The sequence below is a fragment of the Pseudoflavonifractor sp. An85 genome (assembly GCF_002161235.1).
Lineage (GTDB): Bacteria > Bacillota > Clostridia > Oscillospirales > Oscillospiraceae > Enterenecus.
Genome location: NZ_NFHE01000006.1, coordinates 1 through 18,779, shown reverse-complemented (window position 1 = coordinate 18,779; position 18,779 = coordinate 1). Strand labels below are relative to the sequence as shown.

At 54.8% G+C, this 18,779-nt stretch carries 13 protein-coding genes; 8 read left to right on the top strand and 5 right to left on the bottom strand.

Features of this window, described 5'->3' with window-relative positions; genetic code table 11:
- Positions 1-10 precede the first annotated feature (10 nt).
- The 5 genes from smc to B5G37_RS15165 all read right to left on the bottom strand — a co-directional run bounded on the left by smc (position 11) and on the right by B5G37_RS15165 (position 9,673).
- Complete coding sequence (gene smc, locus B5G37_RS04420) at positions 11-3,592, bottom strand: chromosome segregation protein SMC (RefSeq protein WP_087254503.1); 3,582 nt, start codon at positions 3,590-3,592, stop codon at positions 11-13.
- Between the two features lie 161 nt (positions 3,593-3,753).
- Positions 3,754-4,980, bottom strand: a complete 1,227-nt coding sequence (locus B5G37_RS04415) for an aspartate kinase (RefSeq protein WP_087254500.1) — start codon at positions 4,978-4,980, stop codon at positions 3,754-3,756.
- A gap of 57 nt (positions 4,981-5,037) precedes the next feature.
- Positions 5,038-6,252, bottom strand: a complete 1,215-nt coding sequence (locus B5G37_RS04410) for a homoserine dehydrogenase (RefSeq protein ID WP_087254496.1) — start codon at positions 6,250-6,252, stop codon at positions 5,038-5,040.
- A 23-nt stretch (positions 6,253-6,275) separates the two neighbouring features.
- A complete protein-coding gene (locus B5G37_RS04405) occupies positions 6,276-6,716 on the bottom strand; it encodes an ACT domain-containing protein (protein WP_087254493.1) in 441 nt (146 codons plus the stop codon).
- Positions 6,717-6,925: 209 nt separating this feature from the next.
- The gene (locus B5G37_RS15165; protein WP_087254490.1) at positions 6,926-9,673 is read right to left on the bottom strand and encodes a transglycosylase domain-containing protein; all 2,748 of its coding nucleotides are present in this window, start codon (positions 9,671-9,673) and stop codon (positions 6,926-6,928) included.
- Between the two features lie 270 nt (positions 9,674-9,943).
- Here B5G37_RS15165 and B5G37_RS04395 point away from each other — a divergent pair, with 270 nt between their 5' ends.
- The 8 genes from B5G37_RS04395 to B5G37_RS04360 all read left to right on the top strand — a co-directional run bounded on the left by B5G37_RS04395 (position 9,944) and on the right by B5G37_RS04360 (position 18,614).
- The gene (locus B5G37_RS04395; RefSeq protein ID WP_087254487.1) at positions 9,944-10,744 is read left to right on the top strand and encodes an HAD family hydrolase; all 801 of its coding nucleotides are present in this window, start codon (positions 9,944-9,946) and stop codon (positions 10,742-10,744) included.
- 28 nt (positions 10,745-10,772) lie between these two features.
- Positions 10,773-12,116, top strand: coding sequence for an RsmF rRNA methyltransferase first C-terminal domain-containing protein (locus B5G37_RS04390; protein WP_087254485.1), 1,344 nt, complete (start codon positions 10,773-10,775; stop codon positions 12,114-12,116).
- Positions 12,117-12,144: 28 nt separating this feature from the next.
- On the top strand, positions 12,145-12,723 hold the full coding sequence (locus B5G37_RS04385) for a nucleotidyltransferase family protein (protein WP_087254482.1): 579 nt from the start codon (positions 12,145-12,147) through the stop codon (positions 12,721-12,723).
- Between the two features lie 119 nt (positions 12,724-12,842).
- On the top strand, positions 12,843-13,634 hold the full coding sequence (locus B5G37_RS04380; RefSeq protein ID WP_087254479.1) for an FAD binding domain-containing protein: 792 nt from the start codon (positions 12,843-12,845) through the stop codon (positions 13,632-13,634).
- Position 13,635: 1 nt separating this feature from the next.
- Positions 13,636-14,106 carry a 2Fe-2S iron-sulfur cluster-binding protein gene (locus B5G37_RS04375; protein ID WP_087254477.1) on the top strand — a complete coding sequence of 157 codons (471 nt, stop codon included), beginning with the start codon at positions 13,636-13,638 and terminating at the stop codon, positions 14,104-14,106.
- Positions 14,107-14,110: 4 nt separating this feature from the next.
- Positions 14,111-16,408: a molybdopterin cofactor-binding domain-containing protein gene (locus B5G37_RS04370; protein ID WP_087254474.1), complete on the top strand. Its 2,298-nt coding sequence runs from the start codon at positions 14,111-14,113 to the stop codon at positions 16,406-16,408.
- A gap of 74 nt (positions 16,409-16,482) precedes the next feature.
- Positions 16,483-16,788 carry a thioredoxin gene (gene trxA / locus B5G37_RS04365; protein ID WP_087254471.1) on the top strand — a complete coding sequence of 102 codons (306 nt, stop codon included), beginning with the start codon at positions 16,483-16,485 and terminating at the stop codon, positions 16,786-16,788.
- A 125-nt stretch (positions 16,789-16,913) separates the two neighbouring features.
- Positions 16,914-18,614, top strand: a complete 1,701-nt coding sequence (locus B5G37_RS04360; protein WP_087254468.1) for a hypothetical protein — start codon at positions 16,914-16,916, stop codon at positions 18,612-18,614.
- Positions 18,615-18,779: the final 165 nt, after the last annotated feature.

Genomic DNA, 18,779 nt, shown 5'->3' with positions numbered 1-18,779 from the left:
CTATATTTTCTCAATCCTGCAACTGCAGCTGTTCCTCCATCTCATTGAGGTTGATGGTAAGAATGCGGCTGATCCCCTGCTCTTGCATGGTCACGCCGTATAGTACGTCTGCCTCTTCCATGGTGCCTCGGCGATGGGTGATGGCAATGAACTGGGTGCGATCACTCATGCGCCGCAGATACTGGGCATAGCGCACCACGTTGTTGTCATCCAGCGCCGCTTCAATCTCATCCATCACACAAAACGGAGTAGGCCGAACCTTTAGAATGGCAAAATACAAGGCAATGGCCACAAAGGCCTTTTCTCCGCCTGATAGCAGGCTGATAATCTTCAGCGCTTTCCCTGGCGGCTGTGCCTTGATCTCGATGCCGCAACCCAGGATATCCTCCGGGTCCTCCAGCTCCAAGGTCGCCTTGCCGCCGCGGAACAGCTCCAGGAATGTCTCCTGGAACGCCTCCTGGATTTGCAGGAACTTCTCCTGGAAGATTTCCTTCATTTCCTGGGTGATTTGCCGGATGATCTCCTCCAACTCCTTTTTGGAGGCGGTCACGTCATCCCTCTGATCGGTAAAATAGCTGTACCGCTCATAAATGCGCCGGTACTCCTCCACGGCATCGGGATTGATGTTGCCCAGGGCAGAAATGCCGCGTTTGAGCTCGCCAATCCGCTTTTGTGCTCGGGGCACAGATTCCAGAGTTACCCGTTGAGCCCGCGCCGCTTCGTGGGAGAGCTGATAGCTTTCCCACAGCTTGTCCAAAATCTGGCTTTCCTCCATGGCCGCAGTCATAGCCTTTTGCTCCAGCACAGACACTTCGCGTTCCATGGAAAGCATATGGTTGTTCTTCTCCCGGGCCAGCCGGTCTGCTTGGTTGCGCTTCCCTTCCAGTTCCAGCTTCTCGCTCTGCATGGCGGAAAGTTCCCCTTCTCCCTGCTGCTTTTTCAGCAAGTACCCTTGGACCAAGCGCTCTTGCTCCACCATCTGCCGCTGGAGAGCTTGATTTTCCTCTTCCAGCTGTGCAATTCGAGCTTGGCGCCCTGCGGTATCTCCAGAGAGATCCCGTTGTAGCTGTTCCAACTGGTTCAAATTCACCTGCATCGCAGCCTGTTCGCCTTCCAGTCCGGCCCATTGCGCCCGGATGGTGGCTTTCTCCTGACTACACGCCTCCAGTTGCTGCTGCAACTGGCTCTGTCCATGTGTTTTATCCTGTGATTGAGCCTGGAGCACTGCCGCCGACCCTTCCAACTCCACAATGCGGGTCTGGGCCTTTTGGATGGACTCTGCATTCTCTCTGCTGCGCTGCTGCAAGCTGGCTCGTTCCTGACGCAGCACCTGGCAACGCTTCTGGATCTGCTCCACTTGCTGGGTACAATGTTCCACCTGTTGGGTCTGGGTCAGTACCCCATCCTCAGCCTGTCGCAACTGATTGGCGGCGGCATCCAACTCATATTGAGCGGCTGTCCATTCCCGTTGGGCCTGTACCAGTTGCGCCTTGGCCTCCCCGGCCTTCGCTTCCAACTCGCTCATCTGTCCTCGCAGACGCACCAACTCATTAGCACGGGATAGGATGCCCGCAGAGCGAGAGATCGAACCACCGGTCATGGAACCGCCAGCGTTGAGCACTTGACCGTCCAAAGTTACAATGCGGAACCGATGGCCGTACTGGCGGGCAATGGCCATGGCACAGTCCAAATTCTGGGTAATGACCACCCGTCCCAGGAGGTTGGCCATCACATTTTGATAATCCGAGTGATATTCAATCAGCTCATGGGCCAGACCCACATAGCCTCTCTGGGTCTCCAAGCCGGATTCTCGCAGAGTAGACGGGCGGATGGTATTCATGGGCAAAAACGTGGCCCGTCCTCCATCCCGGCGTTTGAGCCAGCCGATGGCCTGTTTGGCATCCTGGTCGCGCTCCATCACCACATGCTGCATGGCTCCGCCCAAGGCGATTTCAATGGCTACAGTGTAAGCATCCGGCACATGAATGAGCCCCGCCACAGGGCCGCGCACACCGGAAATCCCCCCCCGCTTGGCCTCTCCCATCAGCAGCTTTACCGACTTGGAATATCCCTCATATAGCTTTTCCATTTCAGAGAGCATCTGAATGCGGGATTGTAGGTTATTTTGCTCCATCTCCAGGCGACGGCAGGTCTCTTGGACCTGCTGTGCTTTCCGCTGCCTGGTCTGAACCCGGACCTGATAGCCTGCCAATGTATTGGATATACTATCACGCTCTGCTGTCAGTCGCTCCAATTTTGCATTGCATTGGTTCAGTTCGACCTCCTGCTTCTGCTTTTGGCTTTCCTGCTCCATCAACTCTCGGACAACACTCTCTTCCCGATCCATCAACTCTTGTCCGGCCGCAGATAGGGCAGATAAAAGGGCCTTGGTCTCACTGGCTGTGGCTTGCTCCAGTCGCTCCTGTTCTTGTAGCTGGGCCAGCTCCTCCTTCAAGCTGCCTGCGCAGTGGAGCAGCTCTTGGCTGTGGGCATCCAACCGATCCAACTCAGCTTGGAGTCGAGCCAGTTCCCCTTCCAATTCCGCCAGACGCTCCCGGCGCTGGGCCACCTGCTGGGCTAGAGACCCTGCCCGTCCAGCCTGTTGCTCCAATTCATCCTGAATACGGCAAATGTTGTCGGTGTTGTTTTGTTGATCCCGGCGCAGCAATTCCAACTGGCTCTGTCCCTGATGCAACTGCTGTTCCAACTGGCTCTGACGTCGGCGGATTTCCTCCGCCTGTACCTCATAGTCCTGCATTTGCTGAGCATAGTCTTCGGCTGTTTGGTATAGATTCTCCAACTCTTGCCGCAGCTGTTCTCGGTGTGCCCTAGCTGTGTCCAGCGCCGTATTGAGCTGAATACTGTTGGCCCTCAGCTGCTCCAGCTGATCCAACCATACGGAAATCTCCAAGCCCCGCAGTTCATCCCGCATCACCAGGTATTTTTGGGTCTTTTCTGCCTGGATGCGAAGAGGTTCCACCTGCAACTTCAACTCGTCAATTTTGTCATTGATGCGGATCAGATTTTCCTGGGTGCGCTCCAGCTTCCGCTCCGCCTCTTCCTTCCGGTGGCGGAATTTGGAGATACCAGCTGCTTCCTCAAATACTTCCCGTCGGTCCGAACTTTTTACTGACAGTATCTCATCAATTTTACCCTGGCCAATGATGGAATAGCCCTCACGCCCCAGGCCCGTGTCCATAAACAGCTCGTTGATATCTCGTAGGCGGCAAGAGCGACGGTTGATGAAATATTCACTTTCTCCGGAGCGATAATACCGTCGGGTCACCGCCACCTCCTGTTCCTCCAAAGCCAAGAGGTGCTGACTGTTATCCAAGACCAAGGTCACTTCCGCAAAACCCAAACTCTTGCGCTTGGCCGTGCCGTCAAAAATGACGTCCTCCATTTTGTTGCCCCGGAGGGTACGCGTAGACTGTTCCCCCATGACCCAACGAATGGCATCGGCAATATTGGATTTTCCCGATCCGTTTGGGCCCACAATCACCGTGATGTCGGCGCCAAAGGTCAGCACCGTCTTTTCCGGGAAGGACTTGAACCCCTGGATCTCCAGTGCTTTCAAATACAATCCATGCACCCCATTATCTCCAGGTCTGATCGCGCTTGGAACTTTGGATGAGTTCGCAAGACAATACAGATTGATTGTATCATTCCACCCGCATTTTTGCAACCACTTCCCCTGTTTTCTATGGAATATGCAAACAGAGGCCACCCAGAATGGGCAGCCCCTGTACGTATTTATCGTGCGCCGTTGAATTCATCGTAGAACCGGTCATGCACCACCTGTACTGCACGATCGGCATCGCAGCTGTCCACCAGAACGGATACTTTGATCTCACTGGTGGAGATCATATTGATGTTAATGCCCGCATTGAACAACGCTTCAAACATGGCAGCAGCCACGCCGGGATTGTTGATCATACCAGCACCCACAATGGACACCTTGGCAATGTTGTCCGATACGTCGATGTGATCGAAGGCAATCACTTCCCGGTTCTCTTCCAGCAGCTTCTGGGCCAAGTCCATGTCGCTCTTGGCCACGGTAAAGCTGATATCCTTGGTCTCACTGCGGCCAATAGACTGAAGGATGATATCCACGTTCACGTTGTTCCGGGCCAGCAGAGAGAAAATCTTAAAGGCGATACCCGGAGTGTCCTCCAAGCCCACCAGGGCCAGTCGGGCAATATTTTTGTCCTTGGCGACACCGCTAATATGAGACTTTTCCATGCGCTTGACTACCTCCTTGACTTTTGTACCAGGTGTTCCCGAGAAGCTGGAGAGCACCTCCAACTTCACATCGTATCGCTTTGCCATTTCCACCGAGCGGTTGTGGAGCACTTGGGCGCCCAGTGTGGCCAATTCCAACATCTCTTCGTACGTAATCTCATCCAGCTTTCGAGCGCTGGGCACCAGGCGGGGATCGGCCGTGTAGACACCATCCACATCGGTATAGATCTGGCAGAGATCGGCGTGGAGCACCGCTGCCAAAGCCACCGCAGAAGTATCTGAGCCACCTCGGCCCAAGGTGGTAATATCCCCGTACTTGTTCAGGCCCTGGAATCCTGTGACGATGACGATGCGTCGCTTATCCAGCTCCTCCATGATGCGGTCGGGCTTGACTCGTTTGATGCGGGCATTGGTATATCCAGAATTGGTGTGAAACCCTGCTTGCCATCCTGTGAGGGACACCACCGGATATCCCAACTTTTCAATGGCCATAGCACACAGTGCACAAGAGATCTGTTCTCCGGTAGACAAGAGCATATCCATCTCTCTTCGCGAGGGATTGGGATTTAACTCCTGTGCTTTTTCAATCAGATCATCCGTGGTATCCCCCTGCGCAGACAGGACAACCACAACGCTGTTGCCTTTCTGATAGGTATCTGTGATGATACGGGCCACATTGCGTACCCGCTCTGCATTGGCCACAGATGAGCCGCCAAATTTTTGTACGATCAATGCCATTGCTCTTTCCATCCTTTCGGGCCGTAGTTCTGCCCCATTCTATGTCAGTGGCTCCAGTCAGTTGAGCACTCGAATCAGGGACAGTACCGTCATCCCGTTGAGCTTTTCTCGCAGTTGCGCTTCCGTCATGGCCAACTCCGTAATACCTGCTGCCTCACTGGGTGTGGCTCCGCTACGGGCCAAAAGCTTGATCTCACCCACCTGATGCCGCAGGGTGTCTGCAGTGCTCTGTACCCGCACGTAGAAGCGACTTTCCAGCTCCTGAGTGCCGCAGACTAAGGCAGCGTTACCCTCTTCCCAGGTAATGGGGCTCCGGTAACCACCGCAGCGGGCGATATCCATCACATCCGCCACTACAGCAGAGGCGGTGGGCAGCTTACCGGCACCACGGCCATAGAACATGACATCACCCACGGCATTCCCCTTGACGAACACCGCATTGAATACATCCTCCACCGCAGCAATGGGATGGGTGCCATCCACCAGATGAGGGGCCACATAGGCGCACACCCGTCCATCTGCCTGGCGTACAGCGCGCCCCAAAAGCTTGATTTTCTTGCCCGCTGCGTCCGCATAGTCCACATCAGCCAGGGAGATACCGGTAATTCCCTCGGTAGGCACCAGCTGAGGGTCCACATTTTTTCCAAAAGCCAGGTCTGCCAAAATGCAGATCTTGCGGCAGGCATCATAGCCCAAAATGTCCGCCGACGGGTCCCGTTCAGCATAGCCATTCTCCTGGGCTTCTTTCAGTGCAGTTTCAAAGGGCAGTCCTGCCTGAATCATCCGGGTGAGGATGTAGTTGGTGGTGCCGTTGAGAATGCCGCACACTTCCTCCACCTGGTTAGCGGCCAAACACACCGTCAGGGGGCGAATGATGGGGATACCTCCGCCTACGCTGGCCTCAAAAAGGTAGCACACACCCTTCTCCTTGGCCAAGCGAGTCAATTCCAAGCCATGGCAGGCCACCAACTCTTTGTTGGAGGTTACGACATTCTTTCCTGCCTGCAAAGCACGCTGGGTAAAGTTCAGGGCAACCGTAGCCCCGCCGATAGTCTCCACCACAATAGATACTTCAGGATCTTCCTCAATGACCGAGAAGTCCTTAACAAAACTGCCTCCATAGGGAGAGTGGTCGAAATCACGCACATCCAGAATGTATTTGACCTCCACCTCCTGCCCCACGCTGGCAGCAATGGAACCTTTATTCTCAAAAAGAACCTGGGCAACCCCAGATCCCACGGTTCCGTAACCCAAAATTGCTACTTTTACCATGCTTGTCACCTCATACCTTCCTCTTATCCAGCCAACACTTCACAACGCAGTACCTCAGGCAGTTCCCGCAGTGTGGCCAACAAATCCTCCAGTTCCATGCTCAACCCAGATGTCTCCAAGCCCAGGGTCACAGCAGCAGCCTCGCCGCCGGGAATGGCCTGGTTGATGGTCAACACATTTCCACCCCAATCGGCAAACATATTCAGCACACCGGACAGTGCGCCCGGACGATTGCACAATAAGATCTGAATGGTCACGATGCGGCCATGGAGCATATCCCGAAAGGGACGCACAGCGTCTTTGTATTTATAAAATGCACTGCGGCTAATCCCCACACGCTGGGTGGCAGCATTGACCGTCTGTGCCTCTCCCGTCTCCAGCATCCGTTTGGCATCCGCTACCTTCAAATATATTTCCGGCAACGCTGACGCCTCTACAATAAAGTACCTGGGTCTTTGCGACATATCTTCGATCCTCCCTTTTGCAAAGCACATCGCTGATGTCTTTCTGTTGTGGTCCATTGTATCACAGAGATGGACAGATGGCAATTTCCTTTCTTTATCAAGTTATACAAAATTCCAGCTTACATCTAGTCTTTTTGTATCTATCTAGCCATAGGTATGAGAAAATGCTCCCTGAGAAACCAGGGAGCATTTTCTCTTCTCGCCGTGTTCTATCCGTCCACGCTTTGCGATGCGCTGGGCTGTGGATCCGGAGATGTTACAGGTTCAGAGGGTTCTGGTGAGACATCCGGCTCCGGCGATGTTACAGGTTCAGAGGGTTCCGGCTCCGGCTCAGTGGTAGCTTCTGTATGCAAGGTACATGCTCCTTCATTTTCCAAACCGTTGTAGATGGAAAGCAGTGCATAGTAGTCCTCGATGGTATCCCCAGACTCAATGGCCTCTCGGGCGTAGTCCACCATAGCCACCTGCTTCACCGACTCCTTCGGGCAGTAGGGACCAGCAATGTGGTAAGCCTTTGTCTCCTTGCCGTTGGCATTGAGAATGGGACATTCCGTGCAAATGCTCACCAACACATGGCAGGTGCAGTACCCACTGGGTACGTCACTGCTGAGCAAGCGCATACTCACCGTGCGATTTCCTCGAATATCCATGGTGCAGTTGTCTGTGGCCAGTTTGCCACAGTCTTTACAGATGCTCACAGTAGTCACACCGCTGGGTTGAGAGAAAGACTTCTGGGGCAGATTTTCATGGACGCGGCTCATGACCTTCTGCCACAAAATTGTAGAGGGGCTGGGCCACATGTCGCCCACAGACTCACCATAGGGGTAGCCGATCCACACAGCTGCGGTGTAGTAAGAGGTGTAACCCACAAACCACTGGTCATAAGCGTTATCGGTGGTACCCGTCTTACCTGCCACAGTTTGGCCAGAAATACGAGCCGCAGTACCGGTACCGTAGCTAACGACGTTGGTAAGCATCTGGTTGATATAGAAAGTGGTGCGCTGGCTGAGGATATACTCGGTACTGGGAGTGTTGTCAATGAGAACATCTCCGTTGTTGTCCTTCACCGACAGATAGATCGTCGCTTCGGTAAAGGCACCATTGCGGGGGAAGGTGGCGTAAGCTGCCGCCATCTCAAAGGTGGAGACACCGTCGGTCAAACCACCCACAGCCAACTGGCTGTATCCCAAGTCGGACTTGACATCGCCATTTTCCTCCACGCGCTCTTCCACCATGGTGGAGATACCGAACTTGTTGGCCATATAGTCAAAAGACTTCTGGAATCCCAACATCTCCAGCACGTTGGCCGAGATGGTGTTGATAGAGCTTGTGACACCTTCCAACACCGTAGTCAGACCGCGGTAGCGATCCGGGTAGTTGTGCAACCAGTAGAAGCCCATCCAGCGGGGCACGTCATCGGTGACGGTGGCAGGGGTAATCAAGCCTTCCTCAATAGCTGGCGCATACACCGACAACGGCTTGATGGACGATCCGGGCTGTCGAACCGTGTCGGTGGCATAGTTCCAGCCGCGGTTGATGGTCTTCTCGCCCACATCACCGGCCAATGCCACCACCATTCCAGATTCGTTGTCCACCACGGTAATGGCCGACTTCATTTGCTGTCCACTCTTGGAGACATAGTTCAGGTTGCTGGCATCATTATATACTGCATCCACTGCAGCCTGGACATCCGGATCATAAGGGACAATAATCTCCAGGCCGCCGCTGTACACCATCTTGGTCACAACCTCCGAGGACAGGCCAGTCTGCTCCATAAGGTCCTTGGTTACCTCATCAATGACTGCCTCCACGTACCAGGAGTAGACCGTCTTGGTGCTGGTGTCGGCGTTGTTATGCTCCGCCTGGGTCTCCTCATCCCAGTCCGTGCGGAACACCAACTTCTCTGCCTTGGCCTGTTCGGCAGTCTCCTTGGGGATCACGCGATCACCGCTCTCCTCCGGATCTGCCATCAAGTTCAGAATCATCTCTTGACGAGCCTTGTTGTAATCTCGGGCGGTCCACACGGTACCATCGTCAAAGCTGTTCTTGGCTCCACACTCCGAGCACACATCATCCTTGGTCAGAGAGTAGGCCTTACAGTTGGTGCACTGATAACGAGTGACCTCCAAGGTGGAATAGGGACTGTACAGAGAGGGGTTGTTGGTGATGCCGGCCAAGCTGGCACACTCAGCCAAAGAGAGTTCCGAGACATCTTTGCCAAAATACATCTGGGCGGCAGACTGGACACCGTAACAACCCTGGCCCAAGTAGATCTCGTTGAGATACCAGGTGAGTATATCCTCCTTGGAGTAGTTCTTCTCCAATTCCAAAGCGGTGAAAATCTCCAGAATCTTACGTTTGACCGTGACATCATCGTACTCGGTGATGTTCTTCACCAACTGCTGGGTCAGGGTGGAGCCACCAAAGGTATTGCGCATACCGATGAACATGTTGACGAAAGCTCCCGCTGTGCGGTACCAGTCCACACCGTTGTGTTCGTAGAAACGCTTGTCCTCGACCACGACCACGGCGTTGATCAAGTCCTGGGGAATATCTTCATAGTCCACCCACTGGCGGTTTTCCGCACCGACCAGAGTTTGTAGTTCCACCAGTTCCCCTGTGTTTTTGTCCTGATACTTGATCACGGAGTTTTCATTCAGGGTATAAGCAGACAGGTCCAAGGTCGCCTCGGGAATAATCACGTTTTTGATATACACCGCAGCATAACAAGCCATAAATGCCCCGGTTACAATCCCGATCAGCAACAGCGTCCCCAGCACTTTCCCAACTCGCAGCGCAATGGTGCTGGCCTGGGACTGCTGCTTTTTGGGACGAGCATTCCGTTCAGAGCTGCTGCGGGTGGTTCTCTCCGTGCTGTGGCCCTGAGTCCGGGATGCGTCGTGCCTCCGCCTGGGTCTGCGCTCAGGTGATGGCCGATTGTAGTTCATCTCTGACATATTGGGTACCTCCGATGTATTTGGGCGAAACCGCCCATTTGGTCCTACTTTTTCATTCTCTTCATGAAAATTTATCCGTCAATTCCACAGATTCCGAACAAAAGTCCTTGAAACTTTTTGCAAATTTGCTGAATTGATTCATGATATTATAGCACACCCCCTCTGGTTTGTCCACCCTGCTCGACTCCTGCCGTTCTCCCTTGTAGAATTGTGATACATATGATATAATCACCGGAGTTTATAGCTTTATTAGACGGAGGAAAGACAAATATGATCCAACTTATTGTCAGCGATATTGACGGAACTCTCCTTCCCTATGGCGAAACCATTTTGTCCGATGATATATTTTCCTTGATTCAGCAGCTAAAGGAGCGCGGGATTCCCTTTTGCCCCACATCTGGCCGACAGTACCATTCTATGCGTTCCCTCTTCCCTGCTCTGGCCGATGAAGTGCCCTTTGTGTGTGAAAATGGCGGCGTGGTATTTGGCCCCGGTAAGGAAGAAACCGCTCCCATTTGGGCCTCTATCCCCATGGAGCGGGAAACGGCACTGACCTTGGCTGAGGAAATTCTTGCACTCCCCCAGTGTGAACTGTTAATCACGGGAGCCAAGTACGCCTATCTGTGGCATCAGTGTCCCCAGGAATACGTGGAGCATATGCGAGACTTCAAGGGATTCCAAGTTAAAATCATCGAAAACCTGGAAGAAGTTCAGGAAGACATCCTGAAGGTATCCGCACACTGTCCCCAAGGAACTCAGTCTGCCGAAGATCATTTGGGCCCCAACTGGTCCCACGTGTTTCACATGGCTGTGGCTGGACACGACTGGCTGGATTTCACCATGGCTGATAAAGGACAAGGTGTGGTGGAACTGTGCCGCATTTTGGGTGTATCTCCGCAGAACGTTCTGGCCTTCGGAGATAACTGGAACGATGTGGCCATGCTCTCCGCAGTGGGCCATCCTTATCTGATGGATTCCGCCCATCCCGAACTGCTCAAGCAGTTCCCTACTACCTGCCATCGGGTAGAAGACGTGTTGCGCCATTGGCTGGACACCGGAGAGCTCCTGTAAAAGCATTACCACAATTTAGGAGGGAACTATGTTTCCGGAAGGATTTCTCAAACGATTGAACGATCAATTAGGCCAGGAGGAGTTGGCTCAATTTCTGGCCGCAGCGGAGCACCCACGCTGGGTGGCCCTGCGCATCAACAAGCTGAAAACGCATACGCCCCCTTCTTTGGATGCTTTGGCCCTGACGCCGGTACCCTGGGCCGAGCAAGGGTATTATTACGACCCCAATACCCGGCCCGGGCTTTCCCCCTATCATGAAGCAGGACTTTACTATCTCCAGGAAGCCAGCGCCATGGCCCCTGCTGGGCTTTTGGATGTACAGCCCGGTATGCGGGTACTGGACCTGTGCGCCGCCCCTGGTGGAAAGTCTTCTCAGCTTGCCGCACAACTGGACGGAAAGGGTTTGTTGGTCTCCAACGAAATCGAGCCAAAACGAGCCGTGATTCTCAGCCGCAACCTAGAGCGCATGGCGGTGGCCAACTCTCTGGTGCTCAATGAACATCCTCGCAAGTTGGCTGACCGGTTTCAGGAATACTTTGACCGTATTTTGGTAGATGCTCCCTGCTCTGGCGAGGGAATGTTCCGCAAAGAGGAGGCCGCCTCCACCGACTGGAGCATGGAGACGGTGCAGATGTGCGCCCATCGCCAAGGCGAGATTCTCCACTCTGCAGCCCAAATGCTCCGTCCCGGCGGACGTTTGGTGTACTCCACCTGTACCTTTGCCCCGGAGGAAAATGAGGGAGTCATTGCCGCGTTCCTCCAAAGCCACCCGGATTTCACCCTGGTGCAGGTGGATGCCCCCTGGTTCTCCCCTGGCCGTCCCGACTGGGTGGATGCCCCTGACTGCGGTCTGGAACATACCTTCCGCCTTTGGCCCCACCATCTCCACGGAGAGGGGCACTTCGCAGCGGTGCTGGAACGTGCTGGTGATGGGGTGGCCCAAGACCAGCCTCTGGAAGCAGGCTTTCCCTGTCCCAAGGAATTCACCGAATTTTGCTCTGCTACCAGGATTTCACTCCCTAAAGGTCGGTTGATTTCCTTTGGCAAAAATCTGTGGTTGGTGCCAGAGGAAATGCCTTCCTTAAAGGGTCTGAAGGTGCTTCGTGCGGGATTGGAGCTAGGCCAGCTGCTGAAAAATCGCTTTGAACCTTCCCATGCCCTGGCTCTTTGGCTCAAAGAAGCCGCTTCCCAGGTGGACTATCCCGTAGACAGCCCGGAAATTGCCGCATATCTCTCCGGTAATACCATCTCTGGGCCTCAGACCGGCTGGACCCTCCTCAAAGTGGACGGCCTCTCTCTGGGCTGGGTCAAGGGAAGCAATGGCGTCTTAAAAAATCATTTCCCCAAGGGATTGCGGCGCACCTTGCGCTGAAGTCTCTGTGGACAGGAGGAGGGCCCTCATGCAAATCGGTTGTGTCGTCTTAGCTGCCGGAAAAAGCACGCGGTTTGGCGGCAACAAACTACTGGCACCTCTCAACGGGGTACCACTTCTAGCCCACACAGTGAAGGCCATCCCCACCGCTCTATTTTCCCAGATGGTGGCCGTGGTCAGCGATTTTCAAGTTGCTCAACTCTGCCGAGAGTTCGACGTGGAGGTGTGCGCCTATGAGGGTGGGCCCCAGAGCCAGTCCATTCGCACAGGATTGCAGGCCCTCAAACCGATGGACGGATGTCTTTTTGTGCTGGGAGATCAGCCGTTATGCAGTTCTGAGAGTATCCAGCGATTGGTGCATTCCTTCCAGGCACAGCCGGAACACGTCCATCGCCTGTCCTACCAGGGACAACCTTCCAGCCCCACCCTGTTCCCCGCAAACCTGTTTCCCGCGCTGATGCAACTGCATGGCGAGCGGGGCGGTATGGCTACCGCGGGAGACACTCCTGTGCACTACGTGGAGGCCTTCTGTCCCCAAGAACTGTGGGACGCAGACACCCCGGATAAATTATCCAAAATACAACAATATTTACAGGCACATCCCTGATCTTTCCTGGGGATGTGCTTATTGTTGCTTTACATACCATTCGAATTAGGTTACAATATAATATATATTGTTGTGCGTTGGCCGAAACATGCGAATATACTAGGTTTGGAGGAAGTGCCTTGTTGACCATCAGACAATATGTCCGGGCGGAGAGCCTGGAACAAGCCTATGAATTAAACCAAAAAAAGACCAATCTCATCCTGGGCGGTATGCACTGGATGAAAATGACCACCCGCAATGTAGATACTGCCATTGACCTGTCCGGTCTGGGTCTGGACACCATTGTGGAGACCGACCAGGCTTTCGAGATCGGCTGCATGGTCACTCTGCGCCAGTTGGAGCAGCACCCTGCCCTCAACACCTTTACCAACCACGCCGTGGCTCATGCTGTGAAGGACATTGTGGGCGTGCAGTTCCGCAACACCGCCACCGTTGGCGGCTCGATTTTTGGCCGCTATGGGTTCTCCGATGTGCTCACCGTCTTTTTGGCCCTGAATACCAAAGTGGTGTGCCATCACGCCGGTGAACTCTCTTTGGAAGAGTATGCCCAGATGCCCGCTGACCGGGATATTCTGGTCAAGCTGGTGGTGGACAAGCAGCCCAAGCCTGTGGCTTATCAGGCCATGCGTCACGCTCGCACCGACTTCCCCATTCTCACCTGTGCTGTCTCCTGTGTGGATGGCGTATGGCAGGCTGCAGTGGGTGCACGTCCCCACAAGGCTGCTCTGGTGCAGGATCAGGAGGGCATCCTGTCCCAAGGTGTGAACCAGGAGTCCGCCCAGAAGTTCGGAGAGTATGTCAGCCAGAAGCTGAACTTTGGCTCTAATATGCGGGGCAGTGCCCAGTATCGTCGCCAAATCTGCGGCGTGTTGGTGCAGCGAGCCACTATGGCAGCAAGTGAGGTAAAGTAACATGGAATTGAAGTTTGAACTCAACGGCAAAAAGATTGCCACTGTGGTGGAAGCCGACAGCCTGCTGCTGGATGTACTGCGCTCCCTGGGGTGCGCCAGCGTTAAGAGAGGCTGTGAGAGCTCTAACTGCGGTTTGTGTACCGTGTTTGTGGACGACAAGCCGGTGCTGTCCTGCTCGGTGCTGGCTGCTCGTGTGGAAGGCCGTCGGGTCACCACCTTGGAAGGCCTTCAGGACGAGGCCGCTGATTTTGGCGCATTCATTGCCGATCAGGGCGCGGAGCAGTGCGGCTTTTGCAATCCCGGTCTGATGATGAACGCCATTGCCATGTTCCGAGAGAATCCCCACCCCACGGAGGAGGAAATTCTCTCCTATCTCAGCGGCAACTTGTGCCGCTGCTCCGGCTATGAAGGCCAGCTGCGGGGTATTCAGTCCTACCTGGCCTTCAAGGATGCTCAGAAAGGAGGAGCCTGAGACCATGCGTCACGTGAATCAACCCGTCCGCAAAAAGGACGCTATGGCCCTGCTCACCGGCAAGCCGGTGTACACCGGGGATCTGTATGACCCCAAGGCTTTGGTGGTAAAGGTGCTCCACAGCCCCCACGCCAATGCCATGATCGAGAACATCGACACCTCCATCGCCATGAAGGTTCCCGGCATTGAGGCCATCTTCACCTATAAGGATGTTCCCCAGAAGCGGTTTACCATGGCTGGTCAAACCTATCCCGAGCCCAGCCCCTATGACCGACTGCTTCTGGACCGCCATGTGCGCTTCCACGGGGACGCTGTGGCCGTGGTGGCCGGAGAAAATGTGAAGGCCGTAGATAGGGCCCTGAAACTCATCAAAGTCACCTATCAGGTACTCCCCGCGGTGCTGGACTTCCGCACCGCCAAGGATAACCCGGTGCTGGTCCACCCCGAGGACAACTGGGTGGCCCACTGCCCCGTGGGCGCGGACAATCACCGCAACCTGTGTGCCCATGAGGAGACCGGCCACGGAGACATCGAGGCTGTGCTGGCCGACTGTGACGTGGTGCTGGAGCGCACCTATCACACCAAGGCTAACAGCCAGGCTATGATGGAGACCTTCCGCACCTACACCTATATGGACACCTATGGGCGACTGAATGTGCTCAGCTCCACCCAGATTGTCTTCCACGCCCGGCGCATCATCGCCCACGCCCTGGACATCCCTAAATCCAAGGTGCGGGTGACCAAGCCCCGTATCGGCGGCGGCTTTGGTGCCAAGCAGAGCTGTGTCACCGAAATTTTCCCCGCCCTGGTTACCTGGAAGACGGGCAAGCCCGCTTATCTGGTATACAGCCGTCAGGAAAGTCAGACCGCAGGCAGCCCTCGCCACGAGATGGAGATTACCGTGCGCATCGGTGCCATGAAAGATGGGCGCATCCGTGGTTTTGACATGTATACTCTGTCCAACACCGGTGCCTACGGCGAGCACGGCCCCACCACCGTGGGCCTGTCCGGCCATAAGTCCATCCCCCTGTATAACCGCAATCAGGAAGCCTATCGTTTCACCTATGATGTGGTATACACCAACGTGCAGGCCGCCGGTGCCTACCGTGGCTACGGCGCCACTCAGGGTCTGTTTGCCGTAGAGAGCATCGTCAACGAATTGGCTTCTGAGCTGAAGATGGACCCGGTGAAGCTGCGTGAGATGAACCTGGTGGCTGAGGGACAGGTGCTTCCCGCCTACTACTATGAGCCTTGTAACGCCTGTGCTCTGGACCGCTGCTTGAAAGAGACCGCCCAGCGCATGGGCTGGGATGAAAAATACCCCTGTCGGGATATGGGCAACGGCAAGGTGCGCAGTGTGGGTGTGGCCATGGCCATGCAGGGCTCCAGCATCTCCCACGTGGACATTGGTGGCGCCACCATCAAGCTCAACGACGACGGTTTCTATGCCCTGACCATCGGTGCTGCTGATATGGGCACGGGCTGCGATACCATCCTGGCCCAAATGGCCGCAGAGGTTATGGAATGTGACGTGGACAACATTGTGGTCTATGGCGCAGACACCGACGCCTCCCCCTATGACTCCGGTTCCTATGCCTCTTCTACCACCTACCTCACCGGCCGTGCGGTGGAAGAAGCCTGCCAGAAGCTGCGGGAGAGCATTCAGAAAATCGGAGCCGTTCTTTTGAAGTGCGATGTGGAGGATACGGAGTTTGACGGCAAAGAAGTGCGCTGTGTCAGCGATCCTCAGCGCACAGTGTCCCTGGCCGATGTGGCCACTGCCTCCATGGTCAACAACGAGTTCGAGACCCAGTTCACTTCTACTACTTCTTCTCCCGTCTCCCCGCCTCCCTATATGGTGGGTATGGTGGAAGTGGAGATCGACAAGGCCACCGGAGCCATTGAGATTATCAACTACGAGGCCACCGTGGACTGTGGCACCGTCATCAACCCCAATCTGGCCCGGGTACAGACCGAGGGCGGCATTGCCCAGGGGATTGGCATGGCCCTCTATGAGGACATCACCTATGATGAGCGGGGCGCGATCCGCGAGAATTCCTTCATGCAATATAAGATCCCCACCCGTCAGGATGTGGGACGCATTCACGTGGAATTCGAGCCCAGCTATGAGCCCACCGGTCCATTTGGCGCCAAATCCATCGGTGAGATCGTCATCAACACCCCCTCCCCCGCCATTGCCCATGCGGTATACAACGCCACCGGTGTGTGGCACCGGGAGCTGCCCATCACTCCGGAAAAAATTCTACTGGGCGAGAAATACTATGAGAAGTCCTCTGTGTGATTTTGTCACAGAAGAAGGATTCCTGACGGTGTATCATAACACTATCAAACAACAAGAACAAAGGAGATGTTCCTATGAATGCTATGACCATTACCAAGGAAAATTTTGATACTGAAGTACTTCAAGCTTCCCAGCCCGTCCTGCTGGACTTCTGGGCTGAGTGGTGCGGCCCCTGCCGTATGCTCTCCCCTGTGGTGGATCAGATCGCCGCTGAGCGTACCGACATCAAGGTGGGCAAGGTGAACGTGGATGAGCAGCCTGAGCTGGCCCGCCAGTTTGGCGTGATGAGCATTCCCACTCTGGTGGTGATGAAGAACGGCGAGGCTGTGGCCCAGTCCGTGGGTGTTCAGCCCAAGGAAGCCATTCTCCGCATGCTGTAAATAGCCCATCGACCCCAGCGGTTGCCTGTGCAGCTGCTGGGGTTTCTTCCTATTCTCGTTGCTTTTTCCAGTAGAAACGGGTATACTGACCTCAACCCCACCAAAGCGAAAGGAGCCTTGTGTCTATGAAAAAACACAGTGGAAAATCCATCCCGTGGCCCAAGGGAAAACTGGGCAAAATCCTCATCAACCTTTTGATTACGGCGGTGCTAGGTTTCCTCTATTTTTATATCACTCTCCCCGCCATCAATCCCCAATCCACGGAGTTTTATGGCTTTGTGTTCCTCCTATGTCTCGTCTACATGATCTGTGCCCTAGTCACCTCTGGTTTCCAGGACACCCACGTGGTGATGGACGGGAAGGAGAAGTTGAAGCATTACTTTCACTTCATCAAACAGCAATGCCTCCCCGTAGGCCTTCTCATGCTGGCCCTTATTGTGGTGGGTGTGGTGGGACAGATCGTTTCTCTACCCATTTTCCGTGCTCAAGATTACCGGGAGCTTCTCACTGTGAAAAACGGGGAATTCACCCAGGATATCAGCCAGATCTCCTTTGATGAAATTCCAACTCTGGATCGCACCTCGGCGGAATATTTGGGTGACCGTCAGATGGGCACCCTCAGCGACATGGTCAGTCAATTTGAATACGGTGGGGACTCCACACAGATCAACTACCAGGGCCGCCCCGTCCGTGTGGCTCCCATCGCCTATGCCGACCTGTTCAAGTGGCTGACCAACCGCGGAGAGGGATTGCCTGCCTATGTGCTGGTGGACATGGTAACCCAGGAGGCACAGGTGGTGCGGCTGAATGAGGGCATGAAGTATTCCTTCTCTGAGCCCCTCAACCGAAACATCATGCGCCATCTCCGATTCCAATATCCCACCTTCATGTTCTCCACGCCCCGCTTTGAAATTGACGAGAACGGCCAGCCTTGGTGGATTGCTCCCCGTGTGGTCAAAACCATCGGCCTGTTTGGTGGCACCGATATTCAGGGCGCAGTGCTGTGCAACGCCATCACCGGTGAGTGCCAGTATTATGATGAGGTTCCCTCTTGGGTAGACAACTTGTACACCCCTGCCTTGATTATGGAGCAATACAACTACTACGGTACACTGGTCAACGGCTTCCTCAACTCCATCTTTGGCCAGAAAGATGTGACCGTCACCACCGAAGGATACAACTACATCGCCATCAACGATGACGTGTATGTATACACCGGCGTCACCTCCGCCAACTCTGACCAGTCCAATCTGGGCTTCCTACTCTCCAATCAGCGCACCAAGGAGACTACGTTCTATGTGGCCCCTGGCGCCACGGAGAACGCCGCTAAGGCCTCTGCTGAGGGCGTGGTGCAGGACTTGGGTTACACCGCAACCTTCCCTCTGCTCATCAACGTGGCAGGGCAGCCCACCTATTTCATTCCCCTGCAGGACAACACCTTGCTGGTCAAGAGTTACGCCATGGTCAATGTGGCCCAGTACCAGCTGGTAGCCACCGGCAACACTGTCTCCCAGTGTGAGCAGGAATACATCCGTATGCTCACAGATAAAGGTCTGACCGAGGAAGAGGAATTGCCTCAGACCTCCGCTCAGGGCGTGGTGGCGGAAATTCGCAGCGCCGTATTGGACGGCAACACCTATTATTATGTACGTCTGGAGGGTGAACAGGTATTCTATTCCCTCTCGGCCCGAGATAACCAAAGCGCCGTGATCCTCAATGTGGGCGATCAGGTAACCATTGAGCATCAAGTTCTGGAGGATGCTACATCCATTCTCCAGGGCTATTCCCTTACTATCGACGTTGCAGCGGCTTCCCCAAAAAATTGATTACAGCCAAAAGAGGCCCCCGGCTAAGCCGGGGGCCTCTTTTCGTAGTCAGGACCCCCGGCTAAGCCGGGGGCTTGAGTAAGCCCTAGAAGGGCATAATACAGACAACGCCCCTCAAGGGGCCCCGAATGGGTCGGTCAACTGCATTGCTGACTCATGGCGGGC